This is a genomic window from Legionella cincinnatiensis (genome assembly GCF_900452415.1).
GTDB classification, from domain to species: Bacteria; Pseudomonadota; Gammaproteobacteria; order Legionellales; family Legionellaceae; genus Legionella; species Legionella cincinnatiensis.
Map to the genome: position 1 here is coordinate 1,455,688 of NZ_UGNX01000001.1, position 25,528 is coordinate 1,481,215.

A 25,528-nucleotide genomic window follows, 5' to 3' on the forward strand; every position below is an offset into this window, starting at 1 on the left:
AATATCATTTGCCTGCTTTATTCAATATGCTTTTAATATAAAAAGGGCTGTTTGTTGAAGTTTTGATGTTTTTCTCTCAACTAAGTACAACAAATTGCCTATCTTTGGCCAAATACATTTAATGTTGCAATAAAATTGTAGAACAGCGTTTTGTTTTGTAGATGCTAAATGTAAACTCAATAAGAGGGTTTTGAGTTCACTTTGAAGTGGGGTTCAGGTAAACCCTTAAAAGGAGTTTTCATTGCAAATAGATTCCCAGAGAAGGGACTTTGTTGTAATTGTTCCTCACTAAGCCCCATGCGCGCTGAGGTAATATAAAGTGTTGAAAGATTACGATCGCCAAAAGCAACACTAGTTGGTCTAGGAATAGGTAACTCGATAGAGTTCACTTTCCTCCCTTGTGGATCATAACGATTAATGCCCCACCCATCCCACATGGCAACCCATAAAAAACCATGGGCATCAACAGTCATGCCGTCGGGTAATCCTTCGGAATCGGGAATGCTGATAAATGATTTTTTATTTGCAATTGCCCCAGAGGATAAATCAAAATCATAACGATATATTGTGTGGGTTAATGAATCAGAAAAATATAAATATTTATTGTCGGGGCTAAAGCCTATACCATTTGACAAGATAAAGCCTTTGTCCATAGGTTTAAATACTAAATCAGCGGATAATTGAAAAAGCACTCCTATAGGAGATTGCCAATCTTTTGCTGCAGTACCTGACCAAAAACGTCCTTCACGATCACATTTACCATCATTAAAAATTACCGCTTGATTGGCATACGGATTACCCAGATCCTCTAAGGAGCCTGTTATAAGATTTGCAAAAGCGTATCCTTTTTCAGTAGTAATCAGTAAACTGGTTGAAGAATATAGAGCAATACTCGTTACAATTTGGTCTAAGACAGTAACTTTATCGGTGGCTGTCCGTGGGTTAAAACAATGTATCGCAGGCTGTAAACAATCTAACCAATATAGTACCTCTTCAAGTTTTGACCATATAGGGCTTTCCCCTAAAATAGCTTGGGAATTGAAGATAACTGTTGGATTAAATGCATTCATAATAATCATTATTATTCATAATATAATAATATAATAGAACAGGGAGAGTATGAATGGTGTTAAAAATTGTAGATTCTCATTTCCATTTTTACGATAAGAAAATAAATCATCATCCTTTTTTAGCAAATTACGATGAGAATCTTGCATTATTATGGGGAAAAGATTATCAGCAAAAACTACCAGAATCCTATCTTCCTACAGATTATTTTAGGGATATGAACGAATTTCAAATCGATGGTTTAGTAATGGCTGAATTGGTTTCAACTGACCCACTCAAAGAAATGCAATTTGCTCAGGATCTTGCTAATCAGAATCCACAGCTATCAGCAGTAATTGCTAATATTAGTCTACGTGATGAAAATCTTTCACAGCTTCTGGATGAGTATCTTAAAATCCCTTTGATACGTTCCGTTCGTGATCATTTGCTTTGGGATCCCAATAATTCTAATCGATGTTATACAGATAAGGCGGGGGTTCTTCTAGAGCCTATTATAAAAGAGTCTTTTGCAATTCTTAAAAACTATCCTTTTAATTTTGAATTTGAAGTTTATGCACACGAAATACCCTCAGTACTTCATTATGCAGAACAATTTCCTACAATTAAATTCGCGTTACATTGCCTGGGTTGGCCATTAGATCAAACTCAAACTGGTTTTTCAAAATGGAAAAAAGACATGCGAAGCTTAAGTCAATGTCAGAATGTCTCTGTGAAAATTACTGCTATTGAGTGTATTTTTGGTCTTGAATGGTCTTTCACTCAAATTGCTCCTTGGATAAAAACAACAATCGATATTTTTAGCCCGACGCGATGTATGTTTGGCAGTCATTTACCTATTACTAAATGTTCAAAAGGAGCCAAGGCTCTTTATGAGTCATATCAAACCATTGTTAAAGATTTCTCACTCCAGGAACAACAATCTCTTTTCGCAAATACTGCAAAGAATTTTTATAATATTTCTTAAGTGAAACATCGTATTATCTGTATGTTTGGCTGTAAAACAACTAGTGATCAAATTAAAAATTGGATTTGAATAGGATGATTTCTTCTATTGCCGATTACCATGAGTGAGGCTGCACAATGCAAATTACCTCATTTTTTATTCGATTATAGCTGCAAGAGAGTAAGCAGATGTTGAGCATCTGCTTGATGTAATTAAAGACTTAAGGAACTTGTAGTTGTTCTCGCGCACAATGTTCAAATAGAGATAGATTTCTGCTTCGCGAAAATGATAAAACTCTTAAGTCAATGGCAGTGGGGGGTAGCTCATCTGCAGTTATTGATCCATCTCATCTTTGTGCTTTATTGTGAAAAAATACATCTAACCTTAGATGATATATTGTAATCGCGTTAACATAAATCTCACATTAGTTAAGGAGATATTTAAAGATTAACAACACTGAAGAGTCTTTGTCATAGACCGTTCATTAAACTCCTTTATCAAGAAATCGATTTTTTCTCCTAACTGACTTTTCCCCATTATTGTTTCACTGGCTTTATAAAATGTTTGCGAAAAATAAGAATACATCGAGCTTGTGCTTGGTTGCGATTTACGTCGTTGGATATCATTTTCATCTGTTTGCATTTTTTGCAGTAACATTTTTGTAAGTTCTTTGTATTCACTATCTTCTTCATTATTTTCAAAACGTGAATATAGACTCGTGGCATTTTGGACATATTTAAGAATCAATTGTATCTTTGTATCGAAGATGTCTCTACCGGTTTTATTAGTAGCAAGTTCGAATTCTTTTTCAAGAATGTATTCATATAATACAAAAGAAAATTGATAAATCCAGGGTACACTTCTATTATTGTTAAACGATGAATTATCCTTAATGTTTTTGATGATTTCAGGGCTTTTTTGATATAGATCGCTTAAAGCATTAATAAAGTTTTTCAAACTGGATGTAAAAAATGATTCATAAAGATCGGATGTAAATGCTGTACCGTGTTTGCTATTATAATCAATAACAGTAGTATTAACGTGTTCTAATGTAGTAGTAATTTCATTTAAAAGTTGTTGAAAATACTGATTATAATCCTCATCGAATTCCTTTGATTTAATTGTTTTAATGAGACATCGAGCGAACTCATTTCTTTCGATTAATAATTCAGCTTCCTTACCTTTATAAGTTTTTTCATCTGCCTGTAATTTGTAGGCATCATATATTTTTTCACAATAACGGATTGCAATCTCTCTAAACATGCCCATTGTACCTCCCTTTAGTTCTCTAGGCTTAGTGTCTTCTTATGCAATATGGAAATAAATCATTTTTTAAGAACAATGTCTTCTTTTTTCCTATTGTGATGCACAATATTGTAATTATGAAAACATATAACTTCCAGATTGTTCGTTATGTTAACTCACTGTAAGCTTTAGGAAAAGTAACTTTAGGCTATTTTAGATTTTATATAGTGATTAAAGATATAAAAATGAATATCTAGGCCTAAGGTGAGTAGTAGATTTTTAATTAGTATTCAAGTTGGGGTATAGTGTAGTAAAGCCCATACTGTCAATATTGTGTTATTTTTTTCCAAATCTTATTTCGTCGACTCAATGATAGGGCAGGCAATGATAAAAATTGCTCGTGAGGGATACGAAAAACCAATTTTAAGAAATAAAGATTATACCTGTTGAGCTTATCAAAATAGAAAAGAGATTTGTTTCTTTAAGTTATAAAGGCTATGCTCATTAAGAACGGTGATTCTTGAGTAATAATATGGATTATCATCCACCTTCACAATTGGTTCCTTTGATACAGGAACTTAGGCAATTAAATATTTTAGAACACGAAGATCATTATAATATTGAAAAGGTTTCACTTATTTTAAAAAATTGGGTGAAAAGAACAGATTGGCTTGAAGATTATTTTTATCTCGTTGATACAACAAAAGGATTTACTTCTTGGTTGATTTTTGAGGAATCAGATCATTCGTTAGCGATTAACTTAGTTGCTTGGGAACCTGGGCGAGAAATTATCCCGCATGATCACAAAACCTGGAGTGTAGTAGGCTGTGTCGTGGGTGTAGAACAAAACTATCTGTGGAACCGTGTTGATGACGGTACTAAAGAGGGCTATGCAGAGATTAAGAAAGAAAATAAAGCCATTACCTGTTTTCCCGGGGATATTATTGCTTTTAATTCCAATGATATTCATAGTGTTGTTAATGTTTCTGACTCTGTGGCGATTTCATTACATATATATGGTAGAAATTTAAATTATACCAATCGGCTTCAGTATAATCCCCTTACTAAAACCGCTGAGCCTTTTATTATTAATTTTAGTTAGACAAGCGAGTCCTCTAATCCGATTTTTCTCCAGATTTTTAAGGTCTAAGAGGATAAGAGAATGAGCTATGGATGCAGGTGGGTAATAATGCGATCTAAGTGGTTCGAAAAATGCTGAATTTCTTTTGAACTCAATGTATCTAATCCTCCTCGAATTAAACCACTTTCTCTTAGAGATTCATTTAAATGACGCATACTGAGCGTTTGTTTTATATTATCGGTAGAATAAAGCGTGCCACGTGGGTTAAGGGCAGACGCTTGTTTTGTAATAATATGATCTGCCAAAATAATGTCAGCAGTAATTACCAGATCTTGGCTTTGGACATGAGCGAGAATGTATTTATCTGCCCCATCAAATCCTGAGTCAACTTTAACTCTTTTAATAAAGGGGGAAGGTGGAATGGTTGCTAAGTGGTTTGCGACAATAATTACCAAAATGTGGCGTTTCATGGCTGCACGAAATAAAATTTGCTTAATTACCTTTGGACAGGCATCACCATCAATCCAAATTTTCATTAATTGTCATTCACCTAAGTTAGTTAACAAAATAGTTTTTCATTCATTATAGTAACAAATAATTTATGATTTAATTTTAAACATTGAGTATATTGATACTTTAACTTAAATAATTTAAATAGAGCAAGGGAAGAATAAGTAATAAGATGTTTTTGGGTTGGTCATTTAACAAGACCAACCCGAAATTTGATTAAAAAAGATCTAGTTTACTTGAGGGTATGGGCTCTTTGGGCGTTTCTGCAGACATTTTTTTATTATGTATTGATTTAAAAAAAGACTGTAATGTACATGCATGGCGATAGATGCTTTCTGATTCAAAGTGGCTTGGTTTTCCTTCCTTATCCACTTGTAAACGATAACCCTTTTCGCGAGCCTCTTGTGCTTTCATAAAGGAGACTACACATTTCTTCGTTGTTTCACTGATCTCATAAACTGCTGCATTATGCCAAGGAGTACCACCGGGAGCATGATCTTCATTAAACCATATACCAATTTTGTCAGTAGCTATTGTTTTAGGATGACATGACAATCGCAGTGCTTCAGGCTCAATTACTGATAAATATTTGCTAAGTGCATTACTCATACGCGCAACACCACGAGAAATGATTTCAGCCTCTTTTTTAACTTTTGATTTGGACTTTTCTGGATAGCCCATACTTAGTTCAGTTGTAAAAAATTGAATTTGGCCTCGATATAAATTAAGGCTATTTATATCATCATCATTCTTAGGTTTTGAAACCCTTTGTCTGAAGCTGGTTTCAGTTTCTGCATATTTGTTTAAATCAACAGTACCTGCTAAGTTAATAATTTTAATGTTTTTTAAATCATTTTTTTCTATCATTTCATTTAATTTTGCGAGATAGATTTCACGTTTTTCTTTGGTATGAATATCAGGAAATACCTCTGCAAATGCAAATCCGTCTGTATAGATTACAATTTCGGCTCCAGGGCCATAAACAGCCTCTATTTTCTTACAGACATTATTTAGGTGTTGTAAGGAGACTAATTCGGCCATATCAGGCGTGTCCCCTAGGGTTTTTCCTCGTACTGGCGCTTTTTCTGGGAAGGCTGGTGCCACAAGTCGTATTTTTTTTCCTTCCAGTACCATATTATCTACTTTATTGATGATTGCATCTGAAAATTCGGTGACTGTATGACTTTCTTTTTCATTGTCAGGAATTTTTCGATGTTCAGATAATATATTCAAAATCTTACTTGTCAGGGGGTGAGGCATAATGATACTCCAATATTTGTAATCTTTATCTATTTAATCTTTTGACTTTTGGTTAATTAAAAATCCTTTTTATATAAAAACAACACATAAAGATTAAATAGTGATCCAATATGATATATTCTAAACATTAAGGAAACATTAAATTCGATTGAATATAATTCATTTGGCATTATTATTTTTCTCTTTGGATTTAATCATTTCATTTTGATTGTAAATTGAAGGAAGGGATTACAAAGAAAAATTGAATAATCTTAAATGGATTATGTTGCTTGTTTCGACTATAGGTTACAGAGCTTTGACCTTACACAACGGTAGAGTTTTCTTTAACTGATGTAGCTGTGTCCAGTATCCATGTCGTACATAAGATCTATTGTTTATTGTTCTCACGCCATAAAATGGATAATGGTATTTTCATATCATATACTTTTAATATTATTCAGCTCAGTTTTCTTAACTATTAAAAGTAGTTTTAATGAATTGATTTAGTCTTAGTACTTTAGATTAATGGTTAAAGCATTTGGATTAGGTAGTGTTGTTACTCTTTTAGATGTCTTGTGAGCACCAGCTACTATAGCGATGTTTTAAGAATGGAGCTGGTATTTACCTAAATGGCAAGGTTGTGTATTACCCAAATGATAAGGACAAGGTATATCAAAATGGATAATAAAAATACAATGCCCAGTAGGTTTGAGGCATATACAGCTCAGTTTCCCCATCATATTGCCGCAATTCATGGCCAAAAAATTCTCACTTACGCTCAATTAAATCAACAAGCGAATCAACTTGCACATTATTTACGAAGCATGGGACTTAATGCGGATACACCTGTTGCTGTGTGTTTCGAGCGTTCTTTTGATTTTTTAATCTCCATAATAGCTATTTTAAAAGCTGGGGGTGCTTACTTGCCTATTGATGCTTCACAACCTGAAGAGCGTCTTTTGTTTCTTTTAAATGATAGTCAAGCCCCGATTTTAATTACTCAAGCTGCCTCTGCTCATAAATTTTCACAATATCAGAGGAAGATAGTTTTCTTAGATAAAAGTCACGCATTGCTCGAGCAGCAACCTGACAATAATCCATCAACGTTTATCTCTGAACAGCAACTTGCTTATATTATTTACACATCAGGTTCTACAGGTGCACCTAAAGGCGTGCTCATCGAACACCGTTCCATTATAAATTATTGTCAATGGCTTGGAGAATATACTCAAAGTCAAGTGCAACAACGAGTGGATTTTTCTGCTAGCCCTATTTTTGATATGGCAGTTTCTGTTTCTTTAGCACCACTTATGTTAGGTTTAACCATTGTTATTTGTGATGCAGAAATAAAAAAAGATCCTAAAGCTTATTTAACCAATTTAGCAAGGTCACAAATTAATGTGATTAAGCTAACTCCAAGTTATTTTAAACTCTTAGTTCAAGAAACCAAAAACAATTTTATTGCCTTACCCCACCTAAAGTCGATTATTTTAGGCGGTGAACATCTTGCTGCTGCTGAATGTAAAGCCTGGCTTAGCTTGTATCCTGAACATATATTATATAATGAATATGGACCGACAGAAGCAACTGTTGCGGTTTCAGTATATAAAGTGCAACGCGATAATTTTACTGATTTTGATACTTATGTACCTATCGGTACGGTGGGACCGCAGATTTCCTATCATATTCTTGATAAATACCATCAACCAGTAGCTGATGGTGAAAAAGGTGAACTGGCTATTGGTGGAGTTTGCCTTGCACGGGGTTATTTAAATCGTCCGGATTTAACTCAAAAGCAATTTATTCAGCATTCTTTCAACCAGGAACCAGAAGCTCGTTTTTATAAAACGGGGGATTTATGCCGAAAACGCACTGATGGTGTGATTGAATATTTTGGGCGTATAGATGATCAAGTCAAAATACGAGGTTTTCGTGTGGAACCAAGAGAGGTAGAAAACTGTCTAGCAGCCCATTCTTTAATTAAGTCAGTTGCAGTGGTGACGCAAGAAAATGAACAAAAAGAACAACAACTAGTAGCTTATTATGTTTTAGACAATAAAAATACCGAACTAACTGCCGCACAAGTACGTCAATTTTTAGAAAAACAAATTCCTGATTATATGATTCCTTCAGCTTTTATAAGGGTGGATTTTTTACCCTTAACTGCAAATGGAAAGTTAGATAAATCAGCTTTATCTGTACCTAAAATGCATATAACTCATGATTATATTGAACCTGTAACCGCTTTAGAAAAACAGCTTGCTCGTATTTGGTCGGAAGAATTAGGGGTGAAATTAGTCGGTTTAAAAGATAATTTTTTTGAGCTTGGCGGACATTCTCTTTCTGCTGCACGTCTGGTGTCTAAGATAAATCATACCCTAAAAAGAAATATTACACTTTATGATTTTTATAAAACTACGTGTATTGCTGATTTAATCCCAGTGCTTCAACGCACAAAAAGAATTAGAAAAATTATTGTGAATGAAAAGACACTAGAAACAACACCATTAAGTGATTTCCAATTTGTGCTGTGGATGGCTGATACTTTTGAGCCTAAAGCCAAAAGATTAAATATTATTGCTAGAAAGCGCGTGCAAGGCCATTTTGATAAAGAAGCGTTAGATTTTGCTTTTCAAGCCGTTTTAAAAAAGCATGAGGTGCTTATTTATCGTGTTTTTAAGTTACAACCTAAACAAAAAGCAAGTAAAAATTTATCCATTAAACTGATTACAAAAGATCTTAGTACTTTATCCGCTGCAAAAGTGGAACAAAATCTCGAGCAATCAATGCAAGAACTGGAGAATTTTAAACGTTGGTCTAAAAATGTTCCTTTGATTGTAGCTCGTCTTTTTTACTTAAATAAACATGAATCAGAGTTGCAAGTTTGTATGCCTCATTTAATTTCTGATAATGCATCGGTGGATATTTTATTTAGTGACTTATCTAAATTCTACCTTCAGAAACTGAAATTTAATGAAAGAGAACAACTTACTACTTACAGGACAAGTGAGCTATTACAAGCAATAGAAGTTGATATGCATTTTAAAAAATATATTCTTACTGAACAGCAATTACTTGAAAATTTTTTAGAGAAGGATGTTCAGTTTTGGGAAAAATATTTGCAAAATGCTTCTTTCTTCGCTTTTCCTAAAAAGTATGTCGTCAGTGACATGAAAAAAGAGAAACTTGCTTATTCAACCTACATGCCAATACCCACTGAAGCCTTGAGTAAGTTAAAACACTTTTGTGAGCAGCATCATATTAGTATGAATAATGGCTTATGCACTGTACTAGCATTGGCCTTACGTAATTGTTGTAGCAATTCTAGAAATGATAAACCGTTCATGGTAATGAACATTATTAAATCAACACGAGATAATCCCGCTTATGATAATTCTATTGGCTGTTTCTTAAGAGTTGAGCCTGTTAAAATTGCTTTAGACAATAATGGGACTCTAGAAAGTTTATCGCAGCAAATTCAGCAATCAATCATTGAAACCAGTAACCATCAACATTGTTCCAATCTTATAAAATTGAGTGCAGTGAGCACCTTAAATACAAAAAAGAAAAAAATCCAAAGCTCTTTAATCAAGTTAGTAACGCCAGTGTTTACCAAAATTCTGCAAACACCGCTTATTTATCGCAAGATATTGCAACGTTGTATCAGTCGTTTAATGTTGTTTAAACGCAATCATTATTTTGTTATCAATCTGAATGTCAGAAATAATTTTCTAGCTCATGATGAAAACCAAACTCAGTTATTTGGTTTTAAAAGTCAGGGTGCCGATCTGCCGCAGAGAGACTTATTGGCCATCGATTATATTTTTGAAGCATGTTTTTTATATGATGAAGATCAAAAAATCTATTATTTGGTAATTTCAGCAAATTTAACACCAGAGTTCAAAAAGAAAATAGCGCAAGAATTTGTGCAGATAATGGGGGATACATCATTAACTCTATCATTAGCAGTACAAAGCAATTAATGGGGTAGGGCCAAGAGCGACGCATAAAGAGATCTAACTCCTCTTTTTCCTATTTTAAAAGTCAAATGATCAAAATATGCGCCAATATTAATTCGTCGGTTTGGTAGTCATTGAGGCACCTAAAGTTTCTGTCATTCGTTCAGTAGCGACTAAAGTACCTGGTGCTGAAGAATAATAATTCATATCCAAAGGATTACAAATCATTGCTCGAATCAATCGAGAACCTAATCCTGGCATTCCGGCATGCATTACTTTTTTATTATCAATGAGCAATACATCTCCTTTTTTCCAGATACATGAAGAATAATACTGACGCATTGTTTGTGCAAGAGCAGTCACCTCTTGATGATTAAAACAGCTTCCTACCTTTTTTTTATTGGATGACCTAAGCTTATTTTTTCTTGCTGCTTTAAAATTATAAAATTTGGTGCGCAAAATTTTATAAGAATTCTTTGGTGAATGAAAAAAAGAAATAAAAAGAATAGCCAGAAATTCTATCGAATTAAAAATAGGGGTGGGTAGTTTCCAAAAGAAACGATGCCAAAGCCATTTCTTACCTTTATAATCATTCATAAAACACTTTCTTAATTCATAATTCAAACTTGCAAGTTCAAACAGATTAATTTGCAATGCTTTTTCTTGAGTCAAGGGATGTTCTAAAACGCTTGGTTTATACATTACGGCAAACGACTCATTTCCTTCTCCTTCAATAGGAAGAGCAAACCGTTCGCATTGTTTTTTGACTTCATCTTCGGTGATCTGATACCTTTCTGCGATCTCTTTAATTGACCATTGGCATACAAAAAACGAATTCTTTTCTAATTTTTCTTTTAATTCTTTAGGTAAATGAGTGTAAATTTTTTGTGTATTGATTAAACCGGTTTCTCCGCCTAATGCTGAAGGTTGAAAACAGCAAAAACATAAATAACTGGGGACATCAGCAGAATAATAATTTTCAGTATGAAATCCTCCAAGATATAATGTCCCCCCGGTTTTATAAATAGAGTTGGTATGTAAAACATATTGAAGATCACCAACATGGACGCGACCATTTTCAGACATAAATGCTTCACTAATACCACGAAACTCAGAAATACTTAAAATAATATTTTCAAATTGTTCATCAGTTTCAATATTAAATCCTCTTAAAAGCACGGCGCCATATTGAGCCATATCCTGAATAATTTGACTGGAATAAGATTGTAGAAATTGCTGCAAAAATTCGAGATCAACTGCTTTGTCTGCCTCGATAACCAACGGCATTTGTTGTTCTTCAGATAAAATAAGTCGCTCATCTTTACGAAGAAAACGCGTGATAACACCTTGATATTCCTTGTGCATGCCTAAGCTTCTCTAACGAATTAAGATATGAAAACTATAGCATAAAGAGCAGACTTATTTGAGCGTTTTACAGAGTACCCGCTTTAACTTTTGCTGGTGGAACTACAATAGCAAAAGGTTCAATAGAGCTACCATCAATGGTTTTGCTTAGCAACTTAACTTGTATTAAAACCTCAGTAGTGTGGCTGTCTTCGGAACATTTGATGTCATACAATTCGCGTTTACAATTTGCAACCTGATGCACTGTATCTACGGAGCTGCTGTCTTTATCAATCACTTTTTGATTTTTTAGATCGAAAACAGTTAATTCTAAGTGACTGAGTTTCCACTCGTATCCATCAGGAGTATATCCTACTCGTCGCTCATGTACTAAAGTAACTTTTTCTCCTTTTTTAAGTACAGTACGGTACTCCCACACCGGGTTTTCTACAGTGAGTTCATTTTCTACAATATTGTTTCTTTGTTGAAACGCCTTTTCCATATTGAGATAACCCCAGCCGTAAGTTCTATTCCAGGCTGAGCCCATGATTTTAGAGTGTTTGGAGTCAGCACTTCCTGCATCAGTCCAAGTATCGGCACTATTGATAAGTAATGCCTTAATTGCCATAGGATCCTGAATTCCTGCATCTTGTAACAATAGGGCAGCAGCACCTACATGTGGCGCCGCAGAGCTAGTTCCCCCCATGAGACGATAACCATCTTTATAATTCATCGTATTGGAATAAATAAAACCATAAACTTTCGGATCAGGAGCACAAGTCATTGTATCATGACCAGGGGCAGTTAAATCAGGTTTCCGCCTACCAAAAGGGGTAGGGCCTCGACTACTTGTATTTCTAATGTGGTGTTTTTTTCTGTCGGCAGTTTTAACCACGGCATCATTTTCTAGGACAAGTGTATTCATATTCGCTATAGTCAACCCATTATAGTTGTCACCAGGAACAGTTAGTGTCGACGCATAAGGTAATTGGTGTGTTGCTTCTATATATCCAGCATTTCCGGCTGATTTTACCCAGAGGATTTTTTTTGTATTTACGACATAGTCAATGACTTTTGCAAGCCCACTCCACTCAGGACAAGAAGGGCAATTTAAATCCAATTTGCCGTTTCCCATGCTGTAATTAATGAGGGTAGGTTTCACTTCAGAACGGTTTAACATCCAATCTAATGTTTCCATCGTGAGTAAAATACTGGCTGGATCTGCTGTTTCTTCTCCTGCTAATCCAGAAATAATAGTCGATGCTCCATAAGCTATACCTTTGTATTTTTCATGGCTACTCGCATAAATACAAGCTACACCTGTGGCATGGGGTTCTTTTACACCGTTAATATGATTGGAATATCCTGAGCCTACATCTTGGCGGACAATTAACCTTTTGTTGGATAAAGCAGGATGTAAGGGATCTACTCCTGTATCGATAATACCAATAATTCCTTTTTGTCCTGTATAGCCATGAGCCCACCAATTATCTACATTAGGATAAAAAGAAGAGGGTGCTAGTTTTAAAGCTTGTGTTGTAATATCTAATTCAGTTTCGGCTGCTTTATGTGAAGAGATTTGCGCGGCGGCATCAAAATTAGCAATTTGCTCGACCAAATTACTATCCCTGGGAAGTTGTATTGCCACAGCAGGCATGAAACCTAAATCTTGTACTCGTACTCCCTGAATTTTTTTAATTTTCTCAATAAAAGATTCTTTTTCTGAAGGATTATGGAAAAAAACGAGGAGTGATAAAGGAGTGTGATTTACTTCTAATCTTTTCGAGTGTTTTACAGTATTGAGAACATCAATATCAATGATTGCTTTTGCAAAAAGAATAGGGTTTACGGCTAATAAAAAGATTGCTCCATAAAATCTTCTAGGTATGTACCGCATCCAGAGTCTCATTTTGAATTCTCACTTGTGAATTTCTTATTGATTTAGATGTAAATAATCCATATTAAATTAAGTACTTGCAAGTGAAAAGCTATTCGTTGCATTTTAAACTTTATAAATCGAGATCCCGCGAACAAGTAGAGGACGTCGGAATAAGGATAGATGGCAGTAGGGCCTAGGACATGCCAAGGCACCTAGGTGGTGGAGATCAATTGTTAACGCATTCTATTGAGAAATTGTTGATTATCTTTGGTGTCAATCGGGGCTGACATATGGTTATCTATTGCTGTTTTAGCTTTAGTTAAACTTGCGGTTATATCCCCTTTTTTATTTGGATCATAAGCTATTTTTTCAAGATATTGGTTTAATTCTTCACTCACATCGCTGGCAGGTTTTTTTTGTAATTTTGAGGCCAAAATTTCTAAACTGTCTGCTGCACGTAGATGAAGTGAAAAGAAACCAGCAATCTTGCTTCCAAAGTGTATTGAACGAGAATTGCTACGTATTTCAGCGGCTATTTTATTAAAAATATGAGAAAGTTCCATATTATCTACTTGATGAATTAAGCCTGCAAAAAATTGCTCTGATTTTTCCAGGTAATTTTTATGGGTCGCGTGGATAGTGGGAATTCCTTTTGTCTGTGCCGCTTCTATTTCTGTATGATCATCATCGATAAACACTTTTATCTTATTTCCGCTCATTTTTTGGATATATAAAATGAAACTTGCTTTATCAAGGAAGTTTGTTTCACCATACCTAGTAAATAATAAACGAGTATCATTCTCTTCAAATGCGAAATTGTCTAATGGCAAAACAGAAGACTCTAGACCATAACTTTGTAATTGAAGTTGTCTTAATTTATTTAACTCTCCGCGTGAACTGACGATCACAACATGATATTTTTCTTGTAGTTGTTTCAGTGCCTCTACAGCTCCAATGAACATAGGAGAAATTTGATAAAGAGTATTGTTTTCGTCTGTTACTGATTCAAAATCCTCTGCATTTTCTCTATTGACTAATGTATCATCCCAATCAATAAAAACTAGTTCTTTGGTCATCGTTAACTCCTGATTAAGTTAAATAATTTAATCCAATAATCATTAAAAGATCATAAAGGTTGATTTTTTTTCAATTATACGCAAGTCTAATGAGATAAATAACTGTCATGTTTTAACAGTGGAATAGATAGATTTTTTTCAAATTCCTTGCGCGGGAGAGGGGGCAGATCGCAATAATTTGAAAAATCTGGGCGCCGATTCGGTCTGGAAAAACTATAATAAAACTTTAGGAACGTTGCCTAGTATTTATAGGGCTAGGGAGCGAGTCATTTCCACATTTTCTAAATTATCCTGAAGTGCAGCTAACTTTAAATTTAACTTATCAGTTTGTGCAATAGTGACATGAAATGGAATTTCCTTTTTCTGACTATTCCAAATTTTAAATCCTTCACCAAATACACATGAAAGTTTATTAGAAAACATCTCCTGGATTTCTTTATTGGGTAAAAGATTTACAATAGTATCTCTACAACTACCCACAACTGGCGCAAAAGCTAAGTTAGCTTCAGTGTTTATTTTATTGAATTCTTTACTTGTTGAGACGATTTGGAAAGGGCATCCATTGATTTCAAAGGATACTTTCTGGCCATCTAATTCTTCATAAGCGGTATCAATCTTTTGTTGATCAAGATCGTTATCCGTATTTCTTCCTATTCTAAAATCGCCAAAATAAGCAAGAGAAAGATGGCATACATCGGTCATACCTGCGGCTAATTTATAGGTTTCAAACAAATCATTCACTTCTTCATTATTAACTTGAATTGAGGGAAAATTAGGTTTTAGTGTATTGAAAACACTCGCTAAAGTTGAAATGGGACTCCCATTAATATCAGTAATTTCAAGTGCTAAGAAATAATCATTGGGTAGTTGCTTTTTCACAAATCTATCTGTTCGTCCAGGTGTTTGGATCATCTTAATTGTTCCAGTAATTTTCATAGATTAAGTCCTATAGTTTAAAAGTGATAAAGGCAGAAATAAGCACCCGGCGTGATTATAAGCAAAAAGAATAAGTGCCATAACTGTTGGATTTTAACAGTTACTTTTTTAAATCAAAATGATTAAAATTTGACTTATTTTCTCAACTTAGAAGAGATAGCAAATACCATTAGTAACTATTTTGGAGTAATTTAAACATGCTTGATAGTAATATAAAAGAAATAATCAATGAATTACAAGAACAGGAGATACTTCCTCATACTGGAAGAATTATAGGTGGTTCCCGAAATCAATTTGATAAAAAAGGACAGGCAAAACAAGGGCATCTTTTTTCCGTTATTGAAAACAAACCAATAGGAAAAGGTGGGTTCGCTTCTGTTTATCCTATTACTCTGTATCGACAAGATGAAACTGGAATAGTTAAAAAATCTACTCATCATAAGGACTTTGTAACCAAGGAATTTAATTTAGAGAAACTTAAAAGAAATTATAGTGAATTAAATATAGAAAATTTAATTGAAAAAGAATTTGATTTTTGTCGAAAAGCAGGACACTTAAGCATAAAACCACCTGTCTATGATAATAATAAATGTTATCTTACGATGAAACGAATGCCAGGGAAGAATTTAGAGAGTATCTTTTATAAATTAATGGATAATCCTAATTATCTTACTGATAATCAACGAATTAAGATAACCTATGCTTTATTATTGGCTTTGAAAAACCAGGTAATTGATAAAGGGATTATTCATCGAGATATAAAGCCTGAGAATATTCATGTTAAAATAGCTGAACCTATTGAAGTGAATATTTTTGATTATGGACTTGCAAAAAAAGCAGGCGAAGAAGATGAGCTATTTCCTGGAAGCGAACTTTGGGCAGCACCTGAAATATTTACTGGCTTACAGCATGATAATAAAGCTGATATTTTTTCAATGGGAAGAGTAATTGCCTTCTTATGGGGTGAAAGTACTGACAACTATTTAAGTGTTAATCCTTTTAACAAAAGCAGGTATGCAGCAAAAAACCTTAATTTGCCTGAAAATGCTAAATGGGTAGAACCCTTTTTAAGGCGCATGTTAGCGGAAAAGCAAGAGGATAGAACAGATATTGATTCCGCAATAAATCAATTTAAGCAACTGGTGTCTATTAACGCACCGATGCTTAAATTACCTCAATGCCCAATAGAGAATCACTCAAATGTGAATAATCTTCGCTTTTTTCAAAATCCAATTGAAAACGCAAAAATTTCTCATCTGAAACAATTAAATATTCAACAGAATATCAAAAGAGATTTTCAGGAGTTATTAGAGTATCTTCCTTGTCAATATTCTCATTATCGCAGTAATACAATTTTTAAAAAAACAATCGGTCGCTTTACAACTCTACAAAAAATGATGAATGAATTAAAACAAATAATGAATGACAATGAATCACAAGACATACCTCAAGCATTATACAGGTTCTTGAGTCATCATCAGAATAAGCCTTTACATAGAAGCGAAGCTAATATTATGAGAAAAATAAATGACTTCTTAGAGGATATAAACTATCAAAATTTAACCAACTCAGGCTGTAAATTATAATATATTCATTGTTGCTCTGGGATTGTTAGGAGCGCATTGCTAACAAATCCCAGATAAGTGTAAGATTTTTCAAGCCTTTTTCAAAAGATTTAGTGTATATATCTTCTTTATTGTAACAACCCCATTTGCTTTTTATATTATTAAGATGAAAAATAACCGTTCTTTCAGTAATATGAAGCAATGGAGCAATAAGCTTGATGGTTTTTCCTTGTAAAAAATAATACAAAACTTCCATCTCTCTTTGCGACAAATTAATCGTTGTTTTTAACCAATCATCAACATCAATATTGATTTTAAGATTAGGTGCTAAAAAGGTATTTTTCGAATTGATGTTACTAATCAGTTCATGGAAATTCATAAATTTCGTAAAACCAATGACTCCATGCGTTTTTCCATCCTCATCTTTAAGCGGTAATTTGTGAGATAAGGCAAAGATTTTTTCGCCATTTTTAGCAAGACAATCGTCCAATTGAAAATAAATAATTTCTTCCATGGCGCAGTAATCATGACTATTATAAAAATCAGCATATTTTCCAAAAGGAAGTGCTTTATCGGGCATGCCAAGAATATCTTTTTCTTGTAATTGCAATTGCTTGAGCCCATTATTATTCATATACTGGTAATGACAATTTTTATCTTTGATGTATACGGTACTATGGGAATATTCAAAAATTGTTTTTGTATAGGTTAAGAGTTTTTCAGGGATCATAAAAGCTACGGTTATACCAACTCACAACGATTTAAAATTATACCATTGGTGTAATTTTAAATCAATTTGATTTTTTTGGATCGATATGATTACCAGATTAAAACCAGGTATCTGTCAGTGGAGCATGCTTGCCTCTTGGTGCAAGGATTTGAATGGGGGTTGCGCCAGCAGCCTTTCGGTGCATGAGGCGTGAATGCTTACAAAACCAGTCTTGACATTTATTAGACAAAAATTAAGTCTTTTCCTGAAATTAACTTCTTATCTATCAGAATAATTCATGAAACTTTCTTTAATAGGGTTCACCATTTTTACGAGAAAATTGCCAGTGCCCATTAGAATCAAAAATTGCGACTAAATCGTCAGTAGGATAACTTACCTTATCACCTTCAGTTCGATCGCCAATTTCAAGGTAAATAACATCGCTTGATGTGCGATTTATTAATTTATGTGCTACACCATCAGGAGTAAATCCAGCACACATTCCTGGTTGTAATGGAAGTTCATCAACATCAGTCACTAATGATGGTTGTCCTTCCAAAATAAAAATAAATTCTTCTTGTACTGAATGCCGATGGAGTAATGCAGATTGTGCACCTGGAGCAAGTCGAGTTAAATTTACACCAAATTTTTTTATTCCAAATAGATCACCTAATGGATGTTTTTCTCGCCCAGCCATCATGGAAGCAAATGGTTCTGGATAAACAGAAGGTTTCTTACGTGCTGGTGTATTTTCCGCCACAACAGCAATTGGACATTTGTTATTTTTATTCACATATTTCCTTATAAAAACGTACTAGAAATAATGCTAGGTTAGCATAAACAGATTGCTAAGTATTATTGTTGAATTCCATCAATCCTTTTTTATAATTTATATTTTATGAATAACTAATTTCGATTCCATGTTTCGAATTTTTTCGTAATCTAATAAAATTGATTCGCGGTCACCAGCTAGTCCAATAATGCCAATACTCGTGAGATAATCTACAGTCTGGGGTACCAGATCCCCATTTTTAAACCAAATATGTTCACTGAGAAAGGTCGGTAATTTAGAAATTTCAGCAAGAGCTTCAGCATTTGATATTATTCCTTGCGCGAACGCTTTCAAAAAAACGGGGATAACCGATTTTTTGAATACATATTGTTTAGTGAGTACATCACCATCAATATAGATTTCAACTAATTTATCAGCTTGACTACTACCGGTCGCTGCTCGTGCAAACCTCACAACTGGACCGCCGCACATTCGAGCACCTGTTTCTATAAGGCGCGGTCCTTGCTTCGTAAGCATAATTTCAGTGTGCGTAGCACCCCAACGAATTCCCAAAGCATCCAGCGCCTTTTGGGTATAAGCAAATAACTCCCCATACACTTTTTCACTATAGGGCACAAATTCAACATAGTCGTAAACCGTGTTACGATTATTAAATGAGGTTTTATTATATTTAATTAAATGCGCTAAATAGTGTTTTCCATGAGCACTTACAGTTCCGATGGCAAATTCTGTACCAATAGCTTGTTCTTGCACGACAACGGTTTCGCTAATCGCTCCAGTAATTTGAGATGGTTCGGTCATAACTCGATTGAAGGCCATTTTCCAATCTCCTTTTGCTGGAATGTGAAAAACCTTATCACTACCGGCAGACATTGGCGGTTTAATTACAAGCGGAGCATCAACTAATCCGTTTTCCTTAATCCAGGTATCCACTTCATGTTCCGATGACGTATTGAGCGTTTTAAGAACAGGAACGCCAGCTTCTTTCAAAGCATTTTGCATAAGGGCTTTGTGTAATCGATTAAGCGATTTTTTGGGGTCATTGGCGAATTGAGGCGTTAAAATCTCAGTCAGGTGTTCTGCCACAGAAATCCCTAATTCGTCACCAGGAATAATCGCAATAGGATTGTACTTTCTAATAACCTCGACCAGGTTTGGATGGTTAGGAATAATTTCGATAAAATCTGAAGTTTGAACTTTTAATCCAAATCCAATTTCTTCTAAGGATTTAAAAGTGACTGCAATGGCCGGTATTCCTCGAGCTTTAAAAGCAGGAGCTAAATCTATTCCTGATGACAATGGATTAACAATGACCACGGGTCTATTCACGTACTGCCTCCTTATTTGAATTTTTCATTAACATGATTGGAGTTTTGTCAAAACTCCAATCAAATAGAGATTCAACTTTATCTAACGGCGTGGACGATTCAATATAGGAATCCGGCCTGACCAAAATTGCATGGTTTCTATATTGAGTGTTCTGGGTCCAATAGTTTGCCTGCTGTTCATATGAATAAATTTGAATAACTTTTATAAATTCAGGTACGTTTAGCTCAACTGCACCATCATTAAAAATTAAGAGGGTAAATTTGGTATAATCTAAAAGAGAATAAAGTCGGGTTTTAACGATTCCATTAAAAATTTCAAAGTCAAAAAGGCGAGAGCCATTGCGCTCTTGATGACCATAACAAATGCCCATCCCAGTGATATTACCCGCACGTTTTTGTACAATCTTTACATAATCCTGGGCGTGGGTCCCGTTCTGCGAATACTTAGTTGAACGCACAAGTTCCCCGGAAGTTTCAATCACACTTTGAGCAACCGGTTTACGCTCGTTTTCATAGCTTTGCAAAAGTTGTGGAGAAGCCCCAAAATTGATAACCATATTTAACTTCCATATGAGATTAAATGCATCTGCAAGACCTGTATTAAGACCTTGTCCTCCGTTTACTGAATGAATATGACATGCATCGCCAGCAAGAAAAATGCGATCTTGCACGCAAAATTTCTCGGCTAAAGATTCTTTGACTGAAAATTGTGAAAACCACACGATTTCTTTAAAACGGAGGGTATGAGGCTGCATCGCATGATTAATTTTGTCAATTGCCTCTTCTAGGGTAAAGTCCTTAGTGTCCATTCTTACGTAAAATCTATCAATTTCTCCCTCTCTGGGAATCCATGCCACATCTGAGGTTTCTGCTTGAAAAACGATGATTTCAGGAACTTTTAGAAAATCTGTGTCTATGATGCCATCGATTACAGCCCATATAATTTGGGGGCGTATGATTTCAAAAGGTATTTTAAAATGATTGCGAACGAAAGAACGAGATCCATCGGTACCAATCACATAACGTGATTGAATACTTTCTTTATTGGAAAGCGTTGTGAGGCATCCCTCTTTATTGAGCTCAATGTTCTCAGCTGCAGTGGAACGTTTTACCGATGTTCCAATCTCTTTAAGCTTCCTATCTAACAGCTTTTCTACATAGGACTGTCCAAGCATAAGGAAATGTTTATGGAAGCAGCCTTGAAGTTCATCCCACCAAGAGGATTGACGTGAAATAAATTTACCATCCGCCCACACAGCACTGGTATTGCATGTCTTTCCCAAGGGATAGAGCTCATCAAATAAATCAACTAATTCAAGAAGTTGTAACGTACGTGCATTAAGAGCATCGGCTCTTCCAACTTCTAAGGGACCATCAGACTTATCGACAATAACAGTTTGCATTCCACAAAGTTGTCCTAAGTAAGCACACATGAGTCCTACCGGACCTGCTCCAACTATTACAATATCTGCTACTTGTATGTTCATTCGTAAGATTCCAAACCGGGGTTATCAAAAGGAGGGTTACTCAAAACATGAACTCGTTGAATATGACGAGGAGACTTAGAGGTGAAGCCTTCTCTACCATGTAAGAGTGAAAAATTATCTGCAATGACTACATCTCCAGTTTGCCATTCATGGGCATAAAAATTACCAGGAGAATAAAGCGCTTTTTCTAGACTTTTATGAAAGATATCTAATTCTTCATGACTAGCGCCCGTAAATTCAAGATCTGGCGGGTTTACGAAATGGCCTTTATCTTGAGAGGGGGGCTCATTGTAGCGAATGACAGGAAAATCTTTTTGAGGGTGCTTCGTAATGATTGGTGATATTGTTTTGCTATTATAAAATTTCATTTTTCTTTGATAGGTACCAGTTACTTTATGCCAAAGTTCTTTTATTTCAGAAGGTGTATGTTTTAAAACTAAAATGGTATTTGAAAAAGTTGTTTTTCCTCCTTGGCCAGGCAAAGGTGCTTTGACACAATGAAAAATCTGATACTCAGGGACTTGAGGGCGATACATGCCATCCCAATGCAATGGCATGTAACTATGATCAAAAATGTGATCTTCGGGGGCATCTTGCTCAATTAATTCAAGTACCTTTCCAAATGGCCAGACACTCACTTCTCCCCAGAGTTCGCAATAGTTAGAAAAATCTTCTGCATTCTGAAATGTCTCAAACCCTCTCAATACAACGAGTTGATTCTTCCCAAATAAATGCCGTAAACTCTCTATATCGAGATCTCCCACATTCTTTTTTTTGCTCAGAGGTTCTAAGAGCACACCAAATGGTTCAAGATCAGTAATTTTATAATTCATACCATATCCTTTCTATCGATAAGCATTAATCTGTGATTAGTTTATAATGGCTTGGACGTCCATCAGTGGCATAAATTAATTGAGCACCTAAAGCTTCGGCTTCTGAGCGTTTTAGCAAGATATAACCTTTCTTGCTTTCAATGACAACGCCATGCCATGGAGTCATCCAACTTTCATTTCCAATTAAACGGATCCCTAATTTTTTTGCACCGCAAGTTTGAGGGTGAATAGACAGTCGAACAGCGTTAGGAAAATGCTCTGCAATTAACTGACTCCAGGCATTACTTCTTCTTATAACCTCATATGCTTTAGAACGAGATTCTTTTTGGATCGCAGTACGACTTTTAGTTTGGCCTCGATACTTGGAGTCTTCAAATAAAAAGCGTGTGATACCACAATACATGCGATTTGATTCTTGTTCATCCGGGCTTGCTGTGGGTTTTGCGCCATTACGAATCTTATACTTAAGAAAATCTAATGATTGTGCATAACCTTTCATGAGTTCGTCACGCATTTGGATAAAGTTAAGTCCCCTATAAAAGTCATCAAGATTAAACGTTGATAAGTCTGGAAGGGACATTTCCTGTATCAGTTTATCTAATTCAACCTGGTAATCGGTCACATTACTTTCCTTCATCCCAACTACATCACTAAATACTCTTCCATCGGAACACAGAAAGATTTTAATTCCAGGTGGATAAAATCTTTTAATTTTTTGACAAAGATTTCCAAGAAAATGGAGCGCAAGTCTTTCTGCATGATCAGGAAAGTGACTAAGTACTTTTTCGGGATTTGGAGACTTTCCAGGGAAAGCTGGCAATACAAAAGTCACTGGTTCACTTTTTTTTACTGCTGAGAGTATCTTTGGTAAATGAGGCGAAGAACACTTTGGGCAATTTACATCGTTACATGCATCGATAGACTTTGGAACACGCCGAAAAATCATGAACTCAGCCAATATTTTTTTAGCCATTTCCATAGCATAGGCGCTATTTAATGATTTTCTAAGCTCAAAATTGTTAATTGAATGATTCTGAATTGTACTTAAATTAAATGTTGTATTTTTCATTTTTTCTCTCCTGAATTTAGATTACTTACTTTCAAGAGATAAATAAAATGACTTATTTTAATTGTTGTGATAAAATTTTTTTATGCCTTTATTATTAGATGACATAAAATATTTTATAATTGTCAGTGAAACCCTTAACATTACAAGGGCCTCTGAAATTATAGGGATATCTCAGCCTGCGCTCAGTTATGCTGTAAAAAGATTAGAAAGTAAACTGGGTGGGCAGCTTCTAATTCGACTTAAAACGGGTATCCAACTCACGAAACTTGGAGAGGAGTTTAAGCGACGTTCCTATCGTCTATTGTATGAGTGGGAGCAGGCTCAAAACCTGGCTAATTCTGAATCAGGGCTTATTCAAGCAAACTATACCATTGCTGTTCATCCATCAGTTGCTCTTCATACGCTCGAATACTTTATGCCAAAACTCCAAGTTAATTTTCCAAAACTTGGGTTTAATTTTATTCATGGCCTTTCAAGAGAGATGACTGAAAAGATTATTAGTTGGGAGGCCGATTTTGGAATCGTTGTAAACCCTATAAAACATCCTGATCTCGTTATTAACAAGTTAAATAAGGATGAAGTCACCGTCTTTTATGCGCAGAATGCTCAAGATAAACTGATTTATGATCAAAATCTCGCTCAATCACAATATATACTTAAAAAATTGGGTAAAAAATTAATTTTTAATGGCATACTTAACTCTGCTAATCTTGAGGTTGTTGCTAAATTAACATCATTAGGTCTTGGCTACGGTCTTTTGCCTTCAAGAGTTGCATCTCAATATGCTCATCTTAAAAAATTAAAAGATGCTCCCGTATTTCATGATGAGATTTGTTTAGTTTATAGGCCTGAAAAACATAAAAATCCCGTGAGTAAAAAAATAATTCAAATTATCAGATCATCCTTCAATATTGGGTAAAAAATAATGGGTACACAAGAGTAGTGCGGCATGCTTCTCAAAGTCCTTGCAAAGAGAGCTTAAACTTGTGCATTAAAATGGGTGCATTTAAAAAAAATTAGGGCCTTACTTAAGGTATTTTAAATACTATCCTGGAATGCTTCGGGAAAAATATTCATTCTGGAGTAGGTTTAGAATCCGCTGCTTTCTAAAACATTTTTTGTTACGTTTTTTGAGAAAGAGCAGGAAACACAAGGGCGTATTAATTAAAGCGAGTTACTTTATGACAATAGAAAAAACAGTTCTGGATCCTAAGATACTTCATAAGATTACTCATTTGTTACACACAAAATTTGCTACAGAAGTTAAGGTATGTTCCACTCAGTTTTTAAGTGAACCTGAACGTAGAAATTGTGTAGTAAGACTGGTTTTATCAAGCAAAGCGAAAACAGTGCCTGCAAGTATTATTTTGAAGCAATCTTTACGAGAAGAAATTGATGTTGATGATAAAGAAGCATATGCGCGATTTGCTCGAGACTGGGCGGGTCTTGAGTTTGCAAGTCAAATCAAACAAACGAGTCATAATGTACCAAAATTTTATGGGGGCGATAAAGAGAACAGATTTATTCTTATTGAAGACTTGGGAATACCGCATATTAGTTTAGTTGATTCACTTACTGCGGCAAATCAGGGAGCAGCTACTGCAGCATTGACTCGTTTTATGAAAGCTTTGGGTAGTTTTCATGCAGCAAGTTTTGGCAATACCGAGCTTTATGAACGTCTTTTAATATCTATTAATCAAAATGCTCAATCAATTGATGACGAACGGGATTTTATGTTTGCTGATTTGTTACCAAAACTGGAGATAGCAAATAAAAAGTTAAGTTTAATTTTAACCGATGAATGCATTGATGAAGCCAAGTCTGTCATTGAATATGTGCTAAAACCAGGACCCTTTACTGTTCTGACCCATGGTGATATTTGCCCTGATAATGTATTTGACCATACAGAAACTAAAGATCTGCAGCTTATTGATTTTGAATGGTGCGTAGTACGTAATGCGTTGCTAGATGGAACGTATTTACGTATGAGTATGCCTACTTGTTGGTGTGCGAAAGCAATCCCTGCTGATATTATTGAGCATTTAGAGCTCATTTATAGAGAAGAGCTGAAACAAAATATTCCGGCAGCAACAGATGATACGGAGTATGAGAAAGCCTATACCTATGCGTGTGGTTTTTGGATTTTACAACAAACAATACCTTTTATTGATTCAATTTGGGAAAAAGACAGAATCGGACCGTCTGGCCCTGTACCTAAAGATTCTTTATGGAAGGCAGAAAACAATTGGGTGAGACCAAGGGTTTTTTCAAGGTTGCAAGCATTTATTGATAAAACAACGTCCCATCAACAATTACCACATTTACGAAAGATGGCGGTAGCACTATTAAATGAGTTAAAACAACGTTGGCCCGAAACCCCATTTCTCGAATATTATCCCGCATTTTTGTCATGATGAGATGAACCCTCCGCGAAAAACGGAGGGGCTAGTCTAGATCTTATGTG

At 35.0% G+C, this 25,528-nt stretch carries 20 protein-coding genes; 6 read left to right on the plus strand and 14 right to left on the minus strand.

Annotation, left to right across the window (positions count from 1 at the left end; translation table 11 throughout):
* Nucleotides 1-176: 176 nt before the first annotated feature.
* Nucleotides 177-1,070, minus strand: a complete 894-nt coding sequence (locus DYH34_RS06425) for an SMP-30/gluconolactonase/LRE family protein (RefSeq protein ID WP_058466292.1) — start codon at nt 1,068-1,070, stop codon at nt 177-179.
* Between the two features lie 53 nt (nt 1,071-1,123).
* On the opposite strand from DYH34_RS06425, the gene DYH34_RS06430 reads away from it, so the two are divergent.
* Nucleotides 1,124-2,032, plus strand: coding sequence for an amidohydrolase family protein (locus DYH34_RS06430; protein ID WP_058466073.1), 909 nt, complete (start codon nt 1,124-1,126; stop codon nt 2,030-2,032).
* A 426-nt stretch (nt 2,033-2,458) separates the two neighbouring features.
* Here DYH34_RS06430 and DYH34_RS06435 read toward each other — a convergent pair whose 3' ends face one another.
* Nucleotides 2,459-3,280 carry a hypothetical protein gene (locus DYH34_RS06435; protein WP_058466074.1) on the minus strand — a complete coding sequence of 274 codons (822 nt, stop codon included), beginning with the start codon at nt 3,278-3,280 and terminating at the stop codon, nt 2,459-2,461.
* Between the two features lie 508 nt (nt 3,281-3,788).
* Here DYH34_RS06435 and DYH34_RS06445 point away from each other — a divergent pair.
* Nucleotides 3,789-4,358 (plus strand): cysteine dioxygenase family protein, encoded by a 570-nt coding sequence (locus DYH34_RS06445; protein ID WP_058466075.1) that lies wholly within the window; start codon nt 3,789-3,791, stop codon nt 4,356-4,358.
* A 65-nt stretch (nt 4,359-4,423) separates the two neighbouring features.
* Here the strand turns inward: DYH34_RS06445 and DYH34_RS06450 are convergent, their stop codons facing one another.
* Both DYH34_RS06450 and DYH34_RS06455 read right to left on the minus strand, forming a co-directional pair.
* Nucleotides 4,424-4,873 carry a YaiI/YqxD family protein gene (locus tag DYH34_RS06450; RefSeq protein ID WP_058466076.1) on the minus strand — a complete coding sequence of 150 codons (450 nt, stop codon included), beginning with the start codon at nt 4,871-4,873 and terminating at the stop codon, nt 4,424-4,426.
* A 190-nt stretch (nt 4,874-5,063) separates the two neighbouring features.
* Nucleotides 5,064-6,107, minus strand: coding sequence for an L-tyrosine/L-tryptophan isonitrile synthase family protein (locus DYH34_RS06455; RefSeq protein WP_058466077.1), 1,044 nt, complete (start codon nt 6,105-6,107; stop codon nt 5,064-5,066).
* 656 nt (nt 6,108-6,763) lie between these two features.
* Between DYH34_RS06455 and DYH34_RS06460 the strand changes: the two genes are divergently transcribed.
* Nucleotides 6,764-10,069, plus strand: coding sequence for a non-ribosomal peptide synthetase (locus tag DYH34_RS06460; protein WP_238589561.1), 3,306 nt, complete (start codon nt 6,764-6,766; stop codon nt 10,067-10,069).
* A gap of 87 nt (nt 10,070-10,156) precedes the next feature.
* Here DYH34_RS06460 and DYH34_RS06465 read toward each other — a convergent pair whose 3' ends face one another.
* From DYH34_RS06465 to DYH34_RS06480, 4 genes are all read right to left on the minus strand, one after another.
* Complete coding sequence (locus tag DYH34_RS06465) at nt 10,157-11,410, minus strand: TauD/TfdA family dioxygenase (RefSeq protein ID WP_058466079.1); 1,254 nt, start codon at nt 11,408-11,410, stop codon at nt 10,157-10,159.
* A 67-nt stretch (nt 11,411-11,477) separates the two neighbouring features.
* The gene (locus DYH34_RS06470; RefSeq protein ID WP_058466080.1) at nt 11,478-13,286 is read right to left on the minus strand and encodes a S8 family serine peptidase; all 1,809 of its coding nucleotides are present in this window, start codon (nt 13,284-13,286) and stop codon (nt 11,478-11,480) included.
* Between the two features lie 215 nt (nt 13,287-13,501).
* The gene (locus DYH34_RS06475; RefSeq protein ID WP_058466081.1) at nt 13,502-14,344 is read right to left on the minus strand and encodes an HAD family hydrolase; all 843 of its coding nucleotides are present in this window, start codon (nt 14,342-14,344) and stop codon (nt 13,502-13,504) included.
* A gap of 246 nt (nt 14,345-14,590) precedes the next feature.
* The gene (locus DYH34_RS06480) at nt 14,591-15,280 is read right to left on the minus strand and encodes a hypothetical protein (protein WP_058466082.1); all 690 of its coding nucleotides are present in this window, start codon (nt 15,278-15,280) and stop codon (nt 14,591-14,593) included.
* A 197-nt stretch (nt 15,281-15,477) separates the two neighbouring features.
* Here DYH34_RS06480 and DYH34_RS06485 point away from each other — a divergent pair, with 197 nt between their 5' ends.
* On the plus strand, nt 15,478-16,866 hold the full coding sequence (locus tag DYH34_RS06485) for a protein kinase domain-containing protein (protein WP_058466083.1): 1,389 nt from the start codon (nt 15,478-15,480) through the stop codon (nt 16,864-16,866).
* A 25-nt stretch (nt 16,867-16,891) separates the two neighbouring features.
* Here the strand turns inward: DYH34_RS06485 and DYH34_RS06490 are convergent, their stop codons facing one another.
* The 6 genes from DYH34_RS06490 to DYH34_RS06515 form a co-directional block, all read right to left on the minus strand.
* Nucleotides 16,892-17,575 carry a LuxR C-terminal-related transcriptional regulator gene (locus tag DYH34_RS06490; protein ID WP_058466084.1) on the minus strand — a complete coding sequence of 228 codons (684 nt, stop codon included), beginning with the start codon at nt 17,573-17,575 and terminating at the stop codon, nt 16,892-16,894.
* A 289-nt stretch (nt 17,576-17,864) separates the two neighbouring features.
* Entirely contained in the window at nt 17,865-18,347 is a 483-nt protein-coding gene (locus DYH34_RS06495) for a cupin domain-containing protein (RefSeq protein ID WP_058466085.1), read from the minus strand.
* A gap of 96 nt (nt 18,348-18,443) precedes the next feature.
* Nucleotides 18,444-19,676 (minus strand): ATP-grasp domain-containing protein, encoded by a 1,233-nt coding sequence (locus DYH34_RS06500; RefSeq protein ID WP_058466086.1) that lies wholly within the window; start codon nt 19,674-19,676, stop codon nt 18,444-18,446.
* Nucleotides 19,669-21,162, minus strand: a complete 1,494-nt coding sequence (locus tag DYH34_RS06505; protein ID WP_058466087.1) for an FAD-binding protein — start codon at nt 21,160-21,162, stop codon at nt 19,669-19,671. Before DYH34_RS06505 ends, DYH34_RS06500 begins: the two co-directional genes overlap by 8 nt.
* Nucleotides 21,159-21,995, minus strand: coding sequence for a TauD/TfdA dioxygenase family protein (locus tag DYH34_RS06510; RefSeq protein WP_058466088.1), 837 nt, complete (start codon nt 21,993-21,995; stop codon nt 21,159-21,161). The genes DYH34_RS06505 and DYH34_RS06510 overlap by 4 nt, the downstream gene beginning before the upstream one ends.
* Before the next feature lie 25 nt (nt 21,996-22,020).
* Nucleotides 22,021-23,064, minus strand: coding sequence for an L-tyrosine/L-tryptophan isonitrile synthase family protein (locus DYH34_RS06515; RefSeq protein WP_058466089.1), 1,044 nt, complete (start codon nt 23,062-23,064; stop codon nt 22,021-22,023).
* A gap of 82 nt (nt 23,065-23,146) precedes the next feature.
* Between DYH34_RS06515 and DYH34_RS06520 the strand changes: the two genes are divergently transcribed.
* Entirely contained in the window at nt 23,147-23,983 is an 837-nt protein-coding gene (locus DYH34_RS06520; RefSeq protein ID WP_058466090.1) for a LysR family transcriptional regulator, read from the plus strand.
* A gap of 262 nt (nt 23,984-24,245) precedes the next feature.
* Nucleotides 24,246-25,478: a phosphotransferase gene (locus DYH34_RS06525; protein ID WP_058466091.1), complete on the plus strand. Its 1,233-nt coding sequence runs from the start codon at nt 24,246-24,248 to the stop codon at nt 25,476-25,478.
* The last annotated feature ends 50 nt before the right edge of the window (nt 25,479-25,528 follow it).